Origin of the sequence: Psychroserpens sp. Hel_I_66 (assembly GCF_000799465.1) — a bacterium.
GTDB lineage: Bacteria > Bacteroidota > Bacteroidia > Flavobacteriales > Flavobacteriaceae > Psychroserpens.
The window spans coordinates 1256174-1274621 of the sequence record NZ_JUGU01000001.1 but is presented as its reverse complement, the minus strand read 5'-3'; the positions used below and the strand labels follow the sequence as shown (position 1 = coordinate 1274621).

Sequence of the window (18448 nt, the reverse complement as noted above, 5' to 3'; positions counted from 1 at the left end):
AAAAAATAGCGAACAAATAAACTAAAATTGATTGAGGATAAAAATAGTAATTTTTTAAATATAGTGTTGTGCCTTCGATATTTTCTATAATGAACTTAAAAGCTTACTTAGTTTAAACATTGTCAATTTGTTCCAAAAAATGGCTTGGGTACAACTTAGGTACAACAAAATGATTCTTTTAGGAAATTATTTTAAATAGTTCTATTAATTTCTAATTGAATACAAAAAAATCAAATAAGAAAATTCTAGAGTAAGAACAGTCACTTAATTTGATCTCTTTTCATATAGCTCTAAACCTACTGAAATAATTTTAATGGTGCATTTAACGCAACTCATAGTTTAATTAAACAGAATTGTAAACGCATTGCCTTATTTACTACCCACCTTTCTCTTAATGTTATTCAAGAGAGGCAGGCAGGTTATATTTCAGCATTAAAAAAATCAAATAGTTATAATGACTCATTGATCTTCAAAATTGAAAACCTTAAAGATGCCGAAGACACAATTCGCTCTATTTTGATAAAATCTGAAATCGACGCTATTTTTGTGGTGGATGAATTAATGGCTGCTAAGACAATAAAAATAGCGAGGCAGTTAAATATAGAAATTCCGGAGAATTTAAAAGTTATAGGATGTGGAGATGGGGAGTTGTCCAGAGAATTTTATCCTTCTATATCTAGCGTGGATTTTCATGCTGAAAATATTGGAAAGATTGCTGTTACGAATTTAATTAACAGGATTAAATCAAAAAGTCAAATTGATTTTAAGTCTACGGTTGTTGAGTCGAGTTTAATTCAAAGAAATTCATCATTTGCTAGTGATTAGTCAAGATTACTGGTAACATTTGATGTATGATGAGTGGTGCGGTTAAGGACTTAATTTAGCCAATAAGAACCAAATAGATAATCCGCAAGGAGTTTCGTAAGTGGCTTGCAGTACCAATTAATTTATACGGTGTAGCTAACGGTTTTTAGTATTATTCCTTTTCTAAATGAGTTATTAAATTCATTAAAATCTTTTCGTTTGCTGGAATGAAATAGTTCATTAGCGAAAGGTATTTAGAATTGTTTTTATATCCAATTCCATAGGATTTAACACTCGTATATCCATCTTTCATTTCTTCAAAATAGATAACATTATAAAAGTCTTTCGCCTCTTTTTTCATAAATTCAGGGAAGTTATCAGTAATTTCAGCTTGCAGTGTAATCAATGTTTTAGGGACGTAATTTATAATGTGAGTAATAATTGTGGTACTGTCTCCTATCTTCCCATCTTTATTGTAGTTCGATTTAATAAATCCGCCAACTTTTAAATCCACTTCTGCTAATGGTGCTGCCCAACGTTCATAACCTTTTTTAGTAGTGTATGCGTTCCAAACTGAATCAATTGGCGACTTGACCATGAATTCTTGAATTAGAACTAGTTCAGGTGTTTTGGTTGAGTCAATTTTTGACGTTATTCTTTTAAGTTCAATTTCAGAATTGTCCTGTCCGAAAGTGAAGATACTAACAAGCAAGAACAAAAATGTTATCATTAAGCTTTTCATAATATCTATTTTATAATGTTTACTGTGGTTCTTTTAATTGTTGGCAATGTTGATTTTTGTGTTTCAGCAACTAATTTAGCAAATAAAAACCGATTAGAAAATCCGCTAGGATTTCCTAAGTAGGCTAGAACTAGCAATAAATATTATACGGTGTTGATAATGGTTTTTATTTTTTAGAATCAATAAATTCTTTATATCCGCTTTTTTCATAAAATTCTTTTAGAGAGATTTTGTATATGTCTTTCCAAGAATCTTTTCCATTTAGTTTGACATAATTTTCAATAATTCGGAAACCTAAAAAATAGCATAATTCATCTTGCATATCTTCAGGAATATCATCAATAATTGGTTGGCAACCGTCGCTTCTGCCACAATGTTTAAATATTGGACATCCTTCTTCTATTGTTTTAAATAAATATGGCTGTAGAGCATCAAATATTTCTTTTTCACGATTAAATAAAAGCATATTTCTATCACCATACAGTGCTTCTTTCAAGTCCTGATCAAGATATACATAGGTAAAATAAACTGCTAATCCTTCATCTAAGGTTATACCTAATCCAGTATTTCCATTTGGGTCTTTTTGTGCTATTGGTTCAAAAATTAAATGCTCTATTTCGTGAGCAAATAAGTCATTTATTGATTTTGTATTCCAAGCCTCTCCAAACATATCTAATATCATAGAGTTTTTATCGCAACCTCCAAAAATTTGAAAATCCTTTGGACCCATATAAATCATCCATTTACCTTTCCCTTTTTGTCCAGTCATTTCTTGTACAGCAGTTAAGTGATTTTCAAATAACTGATTAATATCTATCGAGTCCAAAATGGATAATTTTGATTCTATTAGATCTTTGTTTTCAATTATTAAGTTTTTGTTCCAATCGTATATTCCAGCTGGTTTAAACTTCATTCCGTTCTCATCACCAAAAATCATTCCAAGGCAATTATCGAAGGTGTTTTTATTAGGCAGATATACTTTATTAAAAATTGTTAAACTATCAAATCTTGAATCTTTATGAGCTAAAATTTGATGTTTAAAAGCATTATTTATTGTCATTTCTCCCACAACAATGCTATCTGAAATAGTATTCACAACTTCAAAAATAGTATTAGATTTTTCTTTTTTAGTTTCGTTTTTACAACTCACAATTAAAAGTGCCAAAACTAATTTTAGGATAATTTTTCTCATTTTTCTTAAATTGTTGCCAACATTAATGTGTAAGGCAAGTTGCGTGTTCACTTGCGAGGATTTTCCGCAGGATAATAAAAAGCTGTAAAACAGGGTAATGCCAAAACGTTTCAACTAAAATAAGCAATGTTTTTTACACGCTGTTGTAGCCAGTTTTTATATCCATTCTGCTTTAATTCCCATATCATTTAATTCATTAAGTACATTTTCCTTTGCATAACTTAAAACAGCTTTTTTCAAGTTTGGAAATTGTTCTGCATCTTTTGCTGATTCAATATCCCAATAATCTTCCCAACCTTCTCCAAATCGCAGAAGTTGCATATAAATGTCATTTCCACCATCCTGATAAATTTCTGTTATTTCAGATGCTAATCTTTTCGGAATAGGTAAGTCCCTAAAATAATGTGTAATTTCTTCAATGGGTTCATATCCTTCTTCTTCAAGGTCAATTTCTCTTTTTGGATACCAAAGGACGAATTCAAACAAATCAAATTTGGGTTTAATCAACTCTTTGTTGTACATCAGTTCCTGTATAATTGATAACTTAAATCCGAAATCAACAAATTTAATTTCCTCTTCATCTAATTTCTTTATGACATACTTATCTTTTGGAATTCCTCTTATTGAAGAGCCTTCGTAAGCCTTTATTTCAATAGCCTCAATATCATTTTGGTTAGAGTCAAACCAAACACTGATATTATTTAAGACTAGAGCTCCAGATGAATCACCTTCAAAAAGTTTGACTCTTTTATCTTTATTTACTTTATAATAAGTTAAAATCTCTTCATTATCAAAAAGAAAATTTCCTTTAAAAATTTGTTTAGCACTAAAATCAAAATCTTCATTTTTCAGTTCTAATGATAGACTTTCTATCAATTTACCATTTTTTGAGTAAGCTAAAATTCCTAATTCATCCCAAGTATAAATTGTATTATGTTTTTTTTTATTAATTCTTCCTACAAGGGCTAATGTTTTTCTTAAGACTTCAATTTCAATAGGGAAAGTTATTTCAATATTATTAATTTTAAATTCATTTTGTGACAGACTTAATGTAATCATCAGGCTTTTTAATTGGCTTCAACGACTCCGTATATGAAACGTAACGAGTAAAAAGACACTATAGTTTCGGATTAAACACGAGCCGAATTTTTATTTTTTCTATTTATCTTTTAATCTCTAAATATACAAAAATAAAAATTTGACGAACTTAATAACGAAGCAAAAACCTCTCGGAAAGCCTGTAATAGCTATGTTTCATATACATTTTTAGCGGTAGTGGTTTCGGCAATATTTATCTTTTCAATTAAACGATTTTCTATATTCCAAAGGCGATAAATTCGTCTTCTTCTTAAATAAATTGCTGAATGATTGCGAATGTTCAAAACCTAATTCATAAGCAATTTCACTAACTGATAAATTTGTGACCGAAAGTTTTTCTTTTGCCTTTGCAATCAATTTCTCGTGAATATGTTGTTGGGTGCTTTGTCCTGTAAGAGATTTTAGCAAACCACTTAAATAATTTGGCGAAACATTTAATTCCTTAGCAATATTTGACACCGTAGGTAAACCACTTTCGATTAAACTATTTAGATTAAAATAATCGTTCAGTAAATCTTCTAACTGGTTTAAAATACTATGATTAGTTATTTTTCTTGTTATGAATTGTCTATTATAAAATCTATCGGCATAATTGAGCAACAACTCAAGCTGACTTAAAATAACACGTTGGCTAAAATGGTCAATATTTGAGTGATATTCTTGCTTTATATTTTGAATAATATTTAAAATTGTCGTCTCCTCCTTATGCGAAAGGTGTAAAGCCTCGTTTACCGAATAACTAAAATACTCGTATTTTTTAATGGTTTTAGATAATGGGCTCTGCCATAAAAAATCGGGATGAACAAGTAGCATCCATCCCGAAAGTTTGTAATTACCATTTGCTTTTACTGAAAAAACTTGATTTGGCGATATAAAAAACAACACACCTTCGTCAAAATCATAGGTTTGCTGACCGTAAGTATATTTAATATCGCTATCAAAATTATGTTTTAAGGCGATGGAATAAAAATCAAAAACCCAATTTGACTGACCATTAGATGAAAGAATTGGTAATTCGTCCAAATTAATGACACTTATTAATGGATGTTCAGGTTTGGGCAAACCACGATAGCGATGATATTCGCTAATTGTTTTGATATGAGATGGTTATGTTACTTTCATTAAAGATTTTATAATTTGTTATATGCTTGGTCAAAATCTTTGGCAAAGTCTTCAACTTTTATTTTACCCATACTTTTTGGTTTGTGTAAATTATAATGCTCGTAAAGTAAACCACTATTTACCGCAGAATACATTTCTATTAGTCCTTCAGCACATTCAGGTTGCATTCCAACTGAAACTAAACTGCTTTTCATTTGTCCATTTGTAATGGTTACCCAATGCAACTCAGGTTTTCCAATTGCTTTGCCGAGAATGGATACTAATTTATTATAGGTTATTTCTTCACTTGCAACATACCGTACTTTTCTGCCTTGAGATTTTGATACTAATTCATTGGCAACAGCACTTGCTATGTCAATTGGCGATACCCAAGCATTTACAACGTCAGCACCAATGTTGGATGCCATAAATCCATTGGCTTTAACACTATGAACTTGTGGTAATAAATTATAGTAAAATTCAGTTGGGCGAATATGTGTAATATCAACATTTTGTGGCAATTCGTTGAGTGATTTTTCCACTTGGTATGTTCCGCTCAAAATGCCATTACCTTTTTCCAAATGCGCACCAATACTACTCAAATTTACAACTTTTTTAATTTCAGTTTTTTTAATCGCTGCTGCATAATTATTACCTAAATCGCTATAATATTTAGGCAAATCAAGGCTTTGGTCAAAATAGTTAGCAGGTGGCACCATACAATAAACTGCGTCTGCACCTTTAAATGCTGAAATAAGAAAATCAACATTTAATACTGAACCGATTAATGGTTTTCCTCCAATGGTTTCAATTTCTTTCGCTCTTTCGGTAGTACTACTTATGACAGTTACCGAATGTCCTTTTTTAATTAGTTCTTTTGTCAATGGTTTTCCAATGTGACCTATAGAACCTGTAAGTGTGATTTTCATTTTTCTGTTTTATTTATTGCAGAATTGCACTGCAAAATTGTTAAATAACAGAAAAACTTTTGAAGTCAAATATACTTTTGTTGTACGCTAATGTAAGGTTCAATTTTATAGTTTGTTGTTTAGCACAATGTTTTTTCCATTACCGCTATAATGTTTTTGTGAATGGTTAGTTGCGTGTTTAAACAACTAATTTGATAAACAAAAACGAACGCGAGAAAATTCCGAAGGAATTATCCAAATAGGCAACGACCAAATCAATGAATTATTCACGTCTTAAGTTAGCATGTCGTTATTTTTTAATAATCCTTTTCAATAAAGTATTTCCATTTTTAAATATTAAGCGAACGAAATAAACTCCATTTTCAAATTTCTCCAAATTGATTGAGTCATTGTCAAGCTTAATTTTTGAAACTTTTCCAGTAATGTCAAATAATTCAACATGTTCAATTTCCAGACTAGTTGTATTAATATCAAATGTTACTTTACTATCTGTTGGATTTGGATAGATTGATAGTTTGGGTAAATTGTATTCTTCAACGTTTAATAATAACGACTCATTACCAAAAGTGAACCAAAAAACAGATACAACAGTATTGTCATCAGTTAAATAAGCATAATTTTCATTGTTTGCATATTCTGGGTATTCAGTATTATCGTCAAAAGTCACACTGTTTTCATTAAAAAGTTGGACTCTGTAAAAGCCACTGGAAAATTCACTTGGGCTTCCTGTGTCCCACCATCCTCCTGGATTAATACTTGTGAAAACTGATCCATTTCTACATTCATCATCAAATAATAAATTATTCCAAGTGACTGAAACTGGCCAATTATTAGTTACTATATCAATGGATTGGATAGAAAAGTTTGTTGGGCAGTTTTTTTGAAATATTTGTGTTTTAGTATGATATGTAGCTGGAATTGGATTGGGATAAGTAGTTCGAGCTTGTAGTTCATCGCTAATTCTAACATCTAAGCCAGAATTGTAAGGAATTGTGATTATATTAGTTTCATTAAATGAATTATCTATATCATCGGTTGCATTATCATCATAACCAAGAATAATGCTGTCTTGATTCCCTGCAGAATCTTCAAAAAACAATTCAATGCTAAATTCTTGTCCAAATGAAAAAGAGAAAAAGCTTAATGTAATAAACAGTAGAGAGTTTTTCATGGGTTTGTTTTTTTAATTCATGCCAACTTTAATGTGTAAGGGACGTTGCGTGCTTGCTTGCGAGGATTTTCCGCAGGAAAATCGGAAGCTGGCAAACACACAATGCCCAAACGATTGAACTAAAATAAGCAATGTTTTTTACACGGTGTTAGGCTTAGTAATTTTCTTCAATTTCTGTATATCTAAATGTTATTAAATTTTTTCCGCTTAATTGTGGTTCAACATAAACTTTGAAATCATTCGCATTATATCCAATCTTAAATTTTGTTTTAGAAAATTCGTGTTCTAACAATTCGAAACGTACAATTATTTCTTCTATTTCTTGAAAATCTTCAAGTTTTGTATTTCCATCGCCTCGACTCCATTTTAGCGATTTCGGTTCGGTTTCTTTTTGGGTTATTTTTACTTTTCCATTAGTAAACTTAAATATCAAATCAAAGAAAAGTTCTACTGCTTGATTCTCATCTTTTGTAACGTATTCAATTCTTTTCCGCCATCCTCTATTTCCAGACAAAGTTTTTCCAATTGCTCCAGTCAACCAAGTATCAAAATACACCAAACTCATTCCATTTGGGAAAATTTCCTCATTGGATTCCGATGCAGTTTCGTAGCCATAAATGAAAGCTTCTAAATGAGCTAAAGTTAGCTGTTCCTGAAAGTACATTTTAGGTCGTTTCTTGATATGTTCTAATGATTCGAAGAGTGTCATTTTCTTATTAAGCCTAACGATTATGTATAAGGAAAGTTGCGTGTTTGTGTGCGAGGATTTTCCGAAGGAAAATCAGAAGCTAGAAAACAAGCAACTAACTTTGGTTTAGCTAAAACTAGCAATTTTTTTATACGGTGTTACCCAACGTTTTTATTTTTTAATATTAATTCAACTGCTTTTAACGCTTCTTTTTGATAATTTGATTTGTTTGTCAAAATTTCGTTCAATTCCGTTTCAGATTTTGATTCAAATTTTTCCACAAACTTTTTCGTTAGACTTTTTTCTTTTTGCCTTTCGAATTCTTGTTTTAAAGTTAAAGCTTCTTTAGAATCGGATTTGTTAATGTATTGAAACATTCTAAATCTATACTTTGTATTCTCTACAATTGGTTCGTCGTGCAGAAAATCCACAATTAAGTTTGAAATATAATATCTGTCTCCATTATTAAATTCTAAATCCCAGTATGCAAGGTCAGAGTTTATCATTTTCCAGCGCATTGCGTTGTCAATCCGATTTTTGTAATAAATTCCTAAATGATAAATTGAAGATTTTATTTCCGTTATTTCATATTGTTTTGATACTCCGTTTTTGACAATTTCGATGCTGTTGTTTTCTGTGTCAATCTTAATTTTCGTATTCTTATTTTCTTTGTAATAGTTAAAATAAATAATGAAATTCGGTAGATTATAGATTAAGAAAATCACAGACATTATTTTGACAAATAAAAAGTCCAAAACAAATTGCTCTCCTTTTTTCAGATAATAATAAATAGGTGTTATAATTATCAAACCAATAACAAAATAAATATTCTCCCTTAAGAGGATTTTTAGAAGTTTGTTGTTATGTTCAAAGGTCTTTCTCAAATGTTGGGTAACACTTGTATATAAGTAATTACGTATATCCACAATATAACGCTAAAATAGTAAATCCTTAACCTCTAGTAGTGATATTTAACTGCATGAAATTGTAGTAACTTATTTCCTGACCAAAACACCTAAAACATTCCCAAACATACCAGCCACACCAGCAGAAATGCCACCAACTAATCCAGTGACTAAAATTAAGAGATAAGGGTTTCCGCCAAGTGGTAGGAGGACAGCGATTTTTTTAGCCAATGTAAAATCGTTACCGCTACTCATAATAAAGGCATAAACTGCCCAAAAACAAAAGATGGCAAGAAAAGGCACGAGAAATATTGCAGCACGTTTCAGTCTAAAAAAAAGAGCAGACACAAAGCCTGCGACCATCACAGACCACCAAGGTAAAAACTGGGATAAAATGAGCGCGATTATGATAGTGACTACAAAGTTGATGATATGTTGCTTCATGCTAGTTGGTTGGTGTTAGGGTTTGTGTTGCGATGATCTTTTTAGTTACGGTTTTGTCTTGCATAAAATGTAATTCATGGTACTTGCCAATTGCCCAATCATCAATAAAATTATCATAATAGACACTCCCGGGATTTCCAGATTGTCCGCCAGGATAAATCCCTAAAGCCTTAGGTGGTGAACTCATTTCTACAATCATTCTCCAAGAAGGACCATGCGTTGCAGAGGTTGCATTTACGATATTTCGATCACCACCTATAGGCAAGTCAAATCTCGAAAATGCTGGTAAAGCTTGTAGTAAATGACCAACACGAGTGCCTTTGTAGGCTTGCCAATTGTACTCACCATTTTCTGTTTGCCAGTCTAAAAGTTCTTTTGCGGTGTCCTTAAATGTAATGAGAAACAAATCTTGAGCGGTTTCCTGTTCTGGAGTTTCTAGAATATCCATAAACTCGTTATCGGGATTGTTTTTCATCAAATAAATGGTTTGATAGGTATATGGCGAGGTGAGTGCTTCTTCTTCGCTTTCAAACTCATCCCAAGTAATAGTATATAATTTAGAATACCATTTTGACCAAATGCTCGGTCCTAATTTTTCAATATCGTTGCTAAAATCCCAATCTTTGATTTGGTTGTAAATTTTTATTTCTTCCGAAGATAAATCACTAGAATCCATCGTTTCAAAAATATAGGGCAATAATTCCGCAGCTTTTAAATTGTAATTGTTATTATGAAGTGCTTTAAAATCGTCAACGCTAATATTATTATTACTTTGTAAAAAGTTATTGATTACGCGGTTTCTATACGTTTCATAACCGTCATTAAATACATAAAAAGGATAGCTTTCATCAACAGGATGCTGATTGGCAGAACTTACGAAACCACGATCTGGATTTTTGACATGTGCATTAAATTCCTGCGGAATAAAGCTTTGCCAATCGTGTTCGGGGTTTGATCCATCCATTAAGAATTTCCCTTGACCATCCCATTTGTTAGGAAACAGACCTTGTATCCAAATGGCGATATCACCTTCAGTAGAAGCAAATACAAAATTTTGGGCAGGCGCAGTATATTGTTTGAGTGCATTAACGTAATCGTCATAATTTTTTGCGCGGTTTAAATCTAAAAATGGTCGCTGGTTATTGCCACCTTCGTGACCTATCCATCTCATAGCGTAACCTGCTTTTTCGTTATTTCCCATAAAATTCGAGTCGTAAGTTACTGGTCCATGATGGGTGTAAATTACCGAATCTATAACGGTTTCACCACCATTAACCTTAATTTCCTCAACACGAACGGTAGTGTCTCTCCAACCTTCACCATATTTATATTGCGTTCTTTTATCGTCTTTAAATTCAATTTTATACCAATCCAAAACATCACGTGTCGCATTGGTTTCTCCCCAAGAAATGTGCTCATTAAACCCTGAAATTATGCCCAATGCACCAGGCAATGTGGCTCCCATTGTATTATACTCTGGAGTGCTCAATTGCATTACAAACCAAATGGAAGGGAGGTTCAATCCCAAATGAGGATCGTTGGCTAAAATAGCATTTCCGGTCGCAGATTTTTCTCCCGAAACTGCCCAGTTGTTACTGCCATTATCTGGGTTTGGTTTTTCTATAGTTTGCGAAATGGTATCTAAAGGCAATTCAATTTGAGGTGTTTCGGTTTTTTTGACGTTGATGTAGCTCCAGTCGGTTTCCTTCGGAATAATAGGATCGTTCACATCAAAAAAGTCTGGAAATAGCAGGTCAAAACGGTCTTTGCCAAACTTGCGCAGCATATTGGTATATTCTAAATCATCATCTCCACCAGCGAGCATTTTGGTCATATACATTAATAATAATGCTGTTTTTTTTGTGGTCCATTCTTCGGGTTTGTAGTCGAGTAATTTATATTCTACAGGCAAACTTTTGTCATTCAATGAAGCTATAAAACTGTTTACACCATCGCGATAGGCTTCAAGTAATGTGATCATTTCAGGATCTTCCTGCATTTTTTTAATGACTTGCTCTGCGCCATAACCCATGCCACGTCTACGTTCCGTACGATCGTAGTTGAGTGCGTCGCTTCCCACAATTTCTGAAATACGACCTGCAGCTGCATGCGTTTGAAATTCCATTTGCCACAACCGATGTTTTGCTGTAATGTAACCTTGAGCTTTATACAAATCAAGGTCGTTTTGTGCAAAAATATGCGGAATCAATTGTTCGTCATAATAAATGGTTACTGGAGCAGATAGTCCTTGGATGTTGATATTTCCGTCGATAACATCGTCTCGATCATTTTGCCAAACACCACCAACAGGATCCAAAAATTTACCAATTGGAGGGATGGAACCCAATTTTGTATTGAGTACATAAAAAACAACGATGGTGAGTACAAACGCTGTGAGGAGTTTGATGTATTTCATAAAAGGTTAGTTTTTGATTTGGAAGTTACTAAAATATATTGTTTTAATAAATGCAAATTATAAATCTATCTCAACCATTTCTGCCCGAGCACCAAAACGAATTGGATAAAAACTGGTACCTATACCTTTTGAGACATACATTTTTGGTTTGGTATCTGTGTACCAGCCCCTCACATATTTACCGCTTCCTATGGGTGTGAAAGGTACGTAGCCTAGAAATGTTACTTGTCCGCCATGGGTATGACCGCACAACACCAAATCAATTTTTAAATCTCCTTGTTGATTGGCTATGGTGTCACGATATTGCGGACAATGATTTAAAACAATATTGGTTTTGGAGGGTTTTAAATTTTCAACAGACTTCAAGAAATTTGGTCTACCATCAACTAAATCATCAATTCCAATAATATTAATATCACGATTTTTTAGAGTGATGTTTCGATTCTCGTTGATGAGGAGTTCGCAATTATTTTCCGAATAAATAGATTTTAATTGTTCGAGATCAACTTTGCCAGCATATTCCCAGTTACCCATAATGGCAAATTTGACAATATCCTTATTGATGAGTTTTAAAAATGAGTTTAGAGCACTAAGTTCGCCTGTGCTATTGACAGCATCTCCCGTGAAAAATATTAAATCTGGATTGATGTTATTGATTTTTTCTGCGATTGATTTATGAACAGATCGCAGGGAACCAAAATGTAAATCTGATATTTGAATGGTTTTTATCTTATTGTTTTGGCTTTTGGAAATGTCAAAATAATTCCAATCAATAACGTTTTTTTCAAACCAAAAGGCATCAAATATTACTAAACCCACACTGGCTAAAATGGTTCTTTTGATAAATTTTCTTCTGGATAATTTGGGCATTCGTTGAAATTGATTTTGTGTATTTGGGATTTTAAAAGTGCGAAGGTATAAATGATTATATACATTATAGAGCCCTAACTATTTTAGTTTGAACTTTTTTTATTATTTGAATATGGAGGTATCAGTGGGTTTTTATTCCGAAGAAAATCAGAATTATAGGCTTATTTTTGACTCAGTTATTTTATTACTCTAACGCAGCACCAATTTGCTAACCACTTTTTTGCCAATAGACTCGTTGAGCATATCTACGATTTTTTGTCTTCCGTAGCTTAATTCCTCACGAAGTACGCTAGAGCTCAAAGCTACATACAGCACGTCTTTATCTAAAGTAACATCTGTTGTATAGTTATTTACGCCATTTCCCATCATTTTTGCCCAAGCGTCTCTCACATCTACTTTATCCAAACCAGATTGGAGCTTATTGGCTTCAACAAATTCTTTAAGAATGTCGCTAATTGGTAAATTGTCGTTGTGTCGTTTTGCCATTTTGTTTTATGAGAATATTGATGAATCAATTCGCAATATTTACGAAAACTAGGTTTATTCGGTTTCCAGATCCAAATCAAGAGATTCGTAACGTTTATAAAGATACACATCTTTATTGGTATTGTTGCGAATAAGAAGTTGGTTTTCGTTGGCATTTAAAACCGTTTCCTTCCAACTTGCATAAGGCGTTGTATAATAAATATTTAAACTATCGTCTTCTATTTTAATGCTGAAATTCTCCTCACTTTGAGACGTTTCAAATGTTCCAAACAGGTTTGGTTTTAGTTTTCTTCGGAAACCAGAAACCGAATCTGTAATTTCAATATAATCTATCGTGTCATTAAAATTGTACTCTTTTTTTGTGCCATCGCTTAAGGTCACCTCGTCAATTTCCCAATAACCGGAAATATGAGGCAAAAACTCATTTGGATCTTTTGAGCAACTGAAGAGCAACAATGTAATTATTAATATAACTAATCTTTTATAAATCATAATTTAAATATCTTGTAAGATTGGTGAATTTGCTTTACCACATTTTCAGTACGTTCTGCGTGTGTATCGCTTATGAATAGTTGACCGAAATCATCATTATCAACCAAACTTATAATTTGAGCAACACGATTTTCGTCTAATTTATCAAAAATATCATCCAATAATAGGAGAGGAGTCACGTGACTTTTTTGTTTTATAAAATCAAACTGAGCCAGTTTGAGAGCAATTAAAAATGATTTTTGCTGGCCTTGGCTTCCAAACTTTTTAATGGGATACGTTTCAATTTCAAAAATCAAATCATCTTTATGTATCCCTACACTTGTATATTGTATGGCTTTGTCCTTATTTATATTTTGCGCTAATAGGGTTTTAAGTTCATTCTCAAAAAGATCACTTTTATAACTTAGATTGACATCTTCATTATTATTACTAATAGCTTTGTAACGTTCCTTAAATATTGGGATGAATACCTCTAAGAATGATGCTCTGGTTTTAAAAATCTCATTTCCGTAGGTATCTAATTGCTCATTATAAACCTCAAGCGTTTGAGAGTTAAAGGTATTGTTGAGCGCAAAATATTTGAGTAAAGCGTTACGTTGCGAGAGTATTTTATTGTAATTGATCAAGTTATTGAGATAGGTCTTATCACTCTGTGAAATGACACTATCAATAAATTTGCGACGTGTGTCACTACCTTCTATAATCAAATCACGATCTGCGGGAGAAATAATGACTAAAGGTATAAAGCCAATATGATCACTAAATTTATCATAGGCTTTCCCGTTGCGCTTGATCATTTTCTTTTGTCCGCGTTTTAAGGAAACCACAACTTTTTCGGTTTTATCGTTTTTCTCAAAAATACCGTCTACAACAAAAAAGTCTTCATCGTGCTTAATGTTTTGTGATGCGATAGGGTTGAAGTAACTTTTTCCGAAGGATAAATGATAGATTGCATCAAGCGCATTCGTTTTTCCAACACCGTTAGAACCCACAAAACAGTTAATTTTAGTATCAAATTGGAAATCCTGTTGTTCAAAATTTTTATAATTAACTAAGCTTAACGTGTTTAAAATCATAAAACTAAAAGGGAATATTGGTGTTTGGTCGACATTATTATATGCGGAAGTAAAAATAACAAATAATTTACCTTTTAAATCCCAATAAAAATTTTATTTTTGCGCCACAAATAATCAATTATGGCAACGTACAAGAAAAGAGGATATAAACCAAAGCCTATCAAGGAAAAAGGCGAAACGATTGAAGTTTCAGAGCAAGATTCTACAACAGCAGAAGTATTTAATTCACTTGATGAAGGCGCTAATAAGGCTGAAGATTTTGTAGCAAGAAACCAAAAAGGGATTTTTATACTCATTGGTGTGGTTGCTTTAATTGTGCTAGGTTATTTAGGTTATCAAAAATTAATTGCAGAGCCAAAAGGTGATGAGGCAATGAATGAAATGTACTCCGCTCAAAAATCTTTTGATGAGGCTGTGACTGGAACAAACAAAGATTCTTTATACACATTGGCACTTAATGGTGTTGGAGGAAAATTGGGTCTAACAGATATCGTTGACCAATATGGCTCGACTCCTGCAGGAAATTTAGCGAACTACTATGCAGGTATGGCTTATCTAAACCTTCAGGATTATTCAAACGCTGTAAAATACTTAGGTGATTTTGAAACAGAGGATGCTGTTCTTGGACCAATTGCTAAAGGTGGTATGGGTGATGCATTCGTGCAATTAAATCAATTACCAGAAGCACTTGAGTACTACGAGAAAGCAATCAATGCTTCAACAAACGATTATACAACACCAATGTACCTTTTAAAGGCTGCAAACGTTGCGCAATCTATTGGTAAAAAAGATAAAGCACTAGAATATTACAAGAGAATAAAATCTGATTTTTCTACATCAGATCAAGCAAAAAATATTGATGTATTTATTGGTAGAGCAGAAGCAAGTAGTAAATCATAATTAATTTTTCTTCGGAAATAGAACATGGCAACTGCAAACCATAATTTATCAAACTACGATAAAACAACAATCCCAAACGCGAAGGACTTTCGGTTTGGGATTGTTGTTTCAGAGTGGAATGACAAGTTCACTAACGGACTATTTAAAGGGGCTTACGATGCGCTTATAGATTGTGGCGCACAACCTGAAAACATAATCAAATGGGATGTGCCAGGAAGTTTTGAGCTTATCTACGGAAGCAAGAAAATGATCGAGCAAAACGTAGATGTTGTCATTGCTATAGGTTGTGTCATTCAAGGCGAGACCAAACATTTTGATTTTGTCTGTGAAGGTGTGACCCAGGGCATCAAAGATTTAAACGTCACTTCAAACACACCAGTTATCTTTTGTTTACTTACCGATAATAATGAGCAACAATCCATAGATCGGTCTGGCGGAAAGCATGGTAACAAAGGTACCGAAGCAGCTATAGCAGCCATTAAAATGGCGGAGTTAAGTAAAAGGTAACTCCCTTTAGATCATCCAATATTTGTGAATTGTATTTATGGTTTTAAACTGTATTGCGGTTTGTTTTACTTCGGAAACCCTTAATCTTCTAAATTTTTAGTATCCATTTCAATATTTATAATTCCGTAGAAAAACCAATAACAAACAACATCGGTACTTCGTATTTAAAGTAAAATGTTAACAATTTTTAGGAGTTAAAAGCTCGATTTCACTAGTAAATTCTGTACTTTTGATATTATACATTAGATAAAAAATAGAGTTTGTTTCAGCAACGAAAATATAAGCGATTTAACTATGTTCCCAGAAGTTTAAGACAATCTAAAGATGATAATACTATCAAAACACAATGGGAATCTGTAAGAGGAGAAAGCAAGTATCGTAAAACACGAGGAAAATCACTAACATTACTTTTAGTGATTTTAGGTATGATAATTGCGATATGGTTTATATTAACTCATTACGAAACACCTTAAGACCATGGGAATTTTAAACACAAGAAAAAACAAGAGATACAGTTATCAACCTAGATATTACAAAGGAGAAGGTAGCCCATTTGAATTAAAACACAAATTTGACGACTATAGAGTTACAGTGGGCAGTAATAAAGGTTTAAAGACCAAATTAACCAATGCTGTTGAAGATTATAAATATAATGAAGACAAAAGCGGAGCTAACCGTCGAGTCATGATTATAATTGGTGTTCTAATTTTGGTTTTCTTATTTGTGATAGATTTTGATTTATCGATATTCTCGATTGAACGCTAATGGCAGACATTATTCAATTGTTACCAGATCATGTTGCGAACCAAATTGCAGCAGGTGAAGTTGTACAGCGACCAGCATCGGTTGTAAAAGAATTACTTGAAAATTCTATTGATGCAGGAGGACACACAATCAAGCTCATTATTAAAGATGCTGGTAAAACCCTAATCCAAGTGATAGATAATGGTAAAGGTATGAGTGCTACAGATGCTCGCCTGAGTTTTGAGCGCCATGCGACGTCTAAAATACGTTCTGCAGAAGATTTGTTCAGTCTCAACACTAAGGGCTTTAGAGGTGAAGCCTTGGCAAGTATTGCAGCCATTGCACACGTTGAATTAAAAACAAAGCAAGAGCACGATGAGCTTGGCACCATTATAGAAATTGAAGGTAGCGATATCAAAAAACAAGAAGTTACGGTAACCCCAACAGGAACATCGCTTTGCGTAAAGAATTTATTTTTCAATATTCCTGCACGACGTAACTTTTTAAAATCAAACAACGTCGAGCTTCGTCATATCATTGATGAGTTTCATCGTGTTGCTCTGGCACATCCAGATATAGAATTTTCGATGTACCACAACGGGAGTGAAAGTTTCAATCTCCCAAAAAGCAATTATAGGCAACGCGTTGTCAATATCTTCGGAAATAAAACCAACGAGAAACTGGTCCCTGTTGAAGAAGAAACCGAGGTATTGAAAATCTCAGGATTTGTTGGCAAACCAGAATTTGCTAAACGTACAAAATCTGAACAGTTTTTCTTCGTCAACAATAGATTTATCAAAAGTGCTTATCTCAATCATGCTATAAGTTCAGCATTTGAAGGTTTGATAAAAGATGGCAGTCATCCAAGTTATTTTTTAAACCTTACTGTAGATCCAAAATCTATAGATATTAATATACATCCTACAAAAACCGAAATTAAATTTGACGATGAGCATACCCTTTATGCCATTTTGAGGTCTGCTGTAAAACATAGTCTTGGTCAATTTAATATTGCGCCAGTTTTAGATTTTGATCGCGATAGAAATCTGGACACACCATATGATTTCGAGAATAAAAACGCATCTTCACCTACGGTAGAAGTGGATCGTTCTTTTAATCCATTTCAAGATGAAATGTCTTATAGAAAATCAAACAGAGGTAATGTATCTTATAAAAGGGAACCTGCAACCCAATGGGAAAGTCTATATGTGGGATTAGAATCTAAGGGCACCAAATCAAGTCAAAATTTCACAGAATTACAATTTGAAAGTGAGCCAGAACACAAATCTCTTTTTAATGATGGTAATCAACTTGAAACGACTCAAACCACTTACCAATTACACAATAAATATATTATAAGCACCATAAAATCTGGGATGATGATTTTAGATCAACATCGTGCGCACCAGAGAATTCTTTACGAAGGCTTTTTAAAACATTTAACCGTTAAAGAAGCTGTGAGCCAGCAATTACTATTTCCTTTGAGTTTAGATTTTTCTTCTACGGAAATGGATATTCTCCAAAATTTAAAGGAAGATTTAGAGCACACAGGATTTGTGTTTTCGTCTTTCAGTAAAAAACAAATTGAAATTACAGGAGTACCTATCAATGTGCCAGAAAGTGAGGTTTCGATCATTTTAGAACAACTCATAAGTGATGTGGAGCAAGAAGTGCCAGATAGTAATTTTAGCGCAACAGACTTATTGGCAAAATCCATGTCAAAAAGTTTGGCCATAAAAACAGGTCAACGCTTATCGAGACAAGAACAAGAGCACATGGTAAATAGTTTATTTGGATGTAAAGAACCAACGGTTTCACCAACTAATAAAGTCACGTTCATCACCATGAGTGTTGATGATTTTGATAAAAAATTCATATAAGTT

20 protein-coding genes are annotated in these 18448 nt (G+C 32.9%); 6 read left to right on the top strand and 14 right to left on the bottom strand.

All coding sequences use genetic code 11. From position 1 onward, the window contains the following. Positions 1-342: 342 nt before the first annotated feature. Positions 343-825, top strand: coding sequence for a substrate-binding domain-containing protein (locus GQ40_RS05775; protein ID WP_081990180.1), 483 nt, complete (start codon positions 343-345; stop codon positions 823-825). Between the two features lie 151 nt (positions 826-976). Here the strand turns inward: GQ40_RS05775 and GQ40_RS05770 are convergent, their stop codons facing one another. The 14 genes from GQ40_RS05770 to recF form a co-directional block, all read right to left on the bottom strand. Beyond that, on the bottom strand, positions 977-1546 hold the full coding sequence (locus GQ40_RS05770; RefSeq protein ID WP_047546569.1) for an SRPBCC domain-containing protein: 570 nt from the start codon (positions 1544-1546) through the stop codon (positions 977-979). Between the two features lie 166 nt (positions 1547-1712). Then, positions 1713-2738: a hypothetical protein gene (locus tag GQ40_RS05765; RefSeq protein WP_156115524.1), complete on the bottom strand. Its 1026-nt coding sequence runs from the start codon at positions 2736-2738 to the stop codon at positions 1713-1715. A 156-nt stretch (positions 2739-2894) separates the two neighbouring features. Continuing rightward, positions 2895-3797 carry a DUF6892 domain-containing protein gene (locus GQ40_RS05760; protein WP_047546565.1) on the bottom strand — a complete coding sequence of 301 codons (903 nt, stop codon included), beginning with the start codon at positions 3795-3797 and terminating at the stop codon, positions 2895-2897. A gap of 240 nt (positions 3798-4037) precedes the next feature. Beyond that, entirely contained in the window at positions 4038-4898 is an 861-nt protein-coding gene (locus tag GQ40_RS05755) for a helix-turn-helix domain-containing protein (protein WP_231565548.1), read from the bottom strand. 68 nt (positions 4899-4966) lie between these two features. Then, entirely contained in the window at positions 4967-5866 is a 900-nt protein-coding gene (locus tag GQ40_RS05750; RefSeq protein ID WP_047546563.1) for an NAD(P)H-binding protein, read from the bottom strand. 289 nt (positions 5867-6155) lie between these two features. Then, on the bottom strand, positions 6156-7037 hold the full coding sequence (locus GQ40_RS05745) for a T9SS type A sorting domain-containing protein (RefSeq protein WP_047546561.1): 882 nt from the start codon (positions 7035-7037) through the stop codon (positions 6156-6158). Between the two features lie 154 nt (positions 7038-7191). Next, a complete protein-coding gene (locus GQ40_RS05740; protein ID WP_156115523.1) occupies positions 7192-7746 on the bottom strand; it encodes a hypothetical protein in 555 nt (184 codons plus the stop codon). Between the two features lie 137 nt (positions 7747-7883). Then, positions 7884-8609: a hypothetical protein gene (locus GQ40_RS05735; protein ID WP_156115522.1), complete on the bottom strand. Its 726-nt coding sequence runs from the start codon at positions 8607-8609 to the stop codon at positions 7884-7886. Between the two features lie 111 nt (positions 8610-8720). Further along, complete coding sequence (locus GQ40_RS05730) at positions 8721-9074, bottom strand: hypothetical protein (protein WP_047546555.1); 354 nt, start codon at positions 9072-9074, stop codon at positions 8721-8723. A 1-nt stretch (position 9075) separates the two neighbouring features. Further along, positions 9076-11490, bottom strand: coding sequence for a penicillin acylase family protein (locus GQ40_RS05725; RefSeq protein WP_047546553.1), 2415 nt, complete (start codon positions 11488-11490; stop codon positions 9076-9078). A 57-nt stretch (positions 11491-11547) separates the two neighbouring features. Further along, positions 11548-12360: a metallophosphoesterase gene (locus tag GQ40_RS05720; protein ID WP_047546551.1), complete on the bottom strand. Its 813-nt coding sequence runs from the start codon at positions 12358-12360 to the stop codon at positions 11548-11550. A 189-nt stretch (positions 12361-12549) separates the two neighbouring features. Next, on the bottom strand, positions 12550-12846 hold the full coding sequence (locus tag GQ40_RS05715; protein ID WP_047546549.1) for a DUF721 domain-containing protein: 297 nt from the start codon (positions 12844-12846) through the stop codon (positions 12550-12552). A 54-nt stretch (positions 12847-12900) separates the two neighbouring features. Beyond that, complete coding sequence (locus GQ40_RS05710; RefSeq protein ID WP_047546547.1) at positions 12901-13338, bottom strand: hypothetical protein; 438 nt, start codon at positions 13336-13338, stop codon at positions 12901-12903. Continuing rightward, positions 13335-14414, bottom strand: coding sequence for a DNA replication/repair protein RecF (gene recF, locus GQ40_RS05705; protein ID WP_047546545.1), 1080 nt, complete (start codon positions 14412-14414; stop codon positions 13335-13337). The genes GQ40_RS05710 and recF overlap by 4 nt, the downstream gene beginning before the upstream one ends. A gap of 120 nt (positions 14415-14534) precedes the next feature. Between recF and GQ40_RS05700 the strand changes: the two genes are divergently transcribed. The 5 genes from GQ40_RS05700 (at position 14535) to mutL (ending at position 18445) form a co-directional block, all read left to right on the top strand. Then, positions 14535-15314, top strand: coding sequence for a tetratricopeptide repeat protein (locus tag GQ40_RS05700; protein ID WP_047546543.1), 780 nt, complete (start codon positions 14535-14537; stop codon positions 15312-15314). Between the two features lie 24 nt (positions 15315-15338). Beyond that, complete coding sequence (gene ribH, locus GQ40_RS05695) at positions 15339-15821, top strand: 6,7-dimethyl-8-ribityllumazine synthase (protein ID WP_047546541.1); 483 nt, start codon at positions 15339-15341, stop codon at positions 15819-15821. A 260-nt stretch (positions 15822-16081) separates the two neighbouring features. After that, on the top strand, positions 16082-16294 hold the full coding sequence (locus GQ40_RS17570; protein WP_156115521.1) for a hypothetical protein: 213 nt from the start codon (positions 16082-16084) through the stop codon (positions 16292-16294). A gap of 4 nt (positions 16295-16298) precedes the next feature. Beyond that, positions 16299-16586 (top strand): hypothetical protein, encoded by a 288-nt coding sequence (locus GQ40_RS05690; protein ID WP_047546539.1) that lies wholly within the window; start codon positions 16299-16301, stop codon positions 16584-16586. Further along, positions 16586-18445, top strand: a complete 1860-nt coding sequence (gene mutL / locus GQ40_RS05685) for a DNA mismatch repair endonuclease MutL (protein ID WP_047546537.1) — start codon at positions 16586-16588, stop codon at positions 18443-18445. Before GQ40_RS05690 ends, mutL begins: the two co-directional genes overlap by 1 nt. Positions 18446-18448: the final 3 nt, after the last annotated feature.

Excerpts from the sequence above, each read along its gene's own strand:
- GQ40_RS05730 (WP_047546555.1), bottom strand. The coding sequence starts at position 9,074 with ATGAAGCAACATATCATCAACTTTGTAGTCACTATCATAATCGCGCTC.
- ribH (WP_047546541.1), top strand. The coding sequence starts at position 15,339 with ATGGCAACTGCAAACCATAATTTATCAAACTACGATAAAACAACAATC.
- GQ40_RS05770 (WP_047546569.1), bottom strand. The coding sequence starts at position 1,546 with ATGAAAAGCTTAATGATAACATTTTTGTTCTTGCTTGTTAGTATCTTC.
- GQ40_RS05715 (WP_047546549.1), bottom strand. The coding sequence starts at position 12,846 with ATGGCAAAACGACACAACGACAATTTACCAATTAGCGACATTCTTAAA.
- GQ40_RS05690 (WP_047546539.1), top strand. The coding sequence starts at position 16,299 with ATGGGAATTTTAAACACAAGAAAAAACAAGAGATACAGTTATCAACCT.
- GQ40_RS05720 (WP_047546551.1), bottom strand. The coding sequence starts at position 12,360 with ATGCCCAAATTATCCAGAAGAAAATTTATCAAAAGAACCATTTTAGCC.
- GQ40_RS05750 (WP_047546563.1), bottom strand. The coding sequence starts at position 5,866 with ATGAAAATCACACTTACAGGTTCTATAGGTCACATTGGAAAACCATTG.
- GQ40_RS05700 (WP_047546543.1), top strand. The coding sequence starts at position 14,535 with ATGGCAACGTACAAGAAAAGAGGATATAAACCAAAGCCTATCAAGGAA.
- GQ40_RS05765 (WP_156115524.1), bottom strand. The coding sequence starts at position 2,738 with ATGAGAAAAATTATCCTAAAATTAGTTTTGGCACTTTTAATTGTGAGT.
- recF (WP_047546545.1), bottom strand. The coding sequence starts at position 14,414 with ATGATTTTAAACACGTTAAGCTTAGTTAATTATAAAAATTTTGAACAA.
- GQ40_RS05710 (WP_047546547.1), bottom strand. The coding sequence starts at position 13,338 with ATGATTTATAAAAGATTAGTTATATTAATAATTACATTGTTGCTCTTC.
- GQ40_RS05725 (WP_047546553.1), bottom strand. The coding sequence starts at position 11,490 with ATGAAATACATCAAACTCCTCACAGCGTTTGTACTCACCATCGTTGTT.
- mutL (WP_047546537.1), top strand. The coding sequence starts at position 16,586 with ATGGCAGACATTATTCAATTGTTACCAGATCATGTTGCGAACCAAATT.
- GQ40_RS05740 (WP_156115523.1), bottom strand. The coding sequence starts at position 7,746 with ATGACACTCTTCGAATCATTAGAACATATCAAGAAACGACCTAAAATG.
- GQ40_RS05760 (WP_047546565.1), bottom strand. The coding sequence starts at position 3,797 with ATGATTACATTAAGTCTGTCACAAAATGAATTTAAAATTAATAATATT.
- GQ40_RS05745 (WP_047546561.1), bottom strand. The coding sequence starts at position 7,037 with ATGAAAAACTCTCTACTGTTTATTACATTAAGCTTTTTCTCTTTTTCA.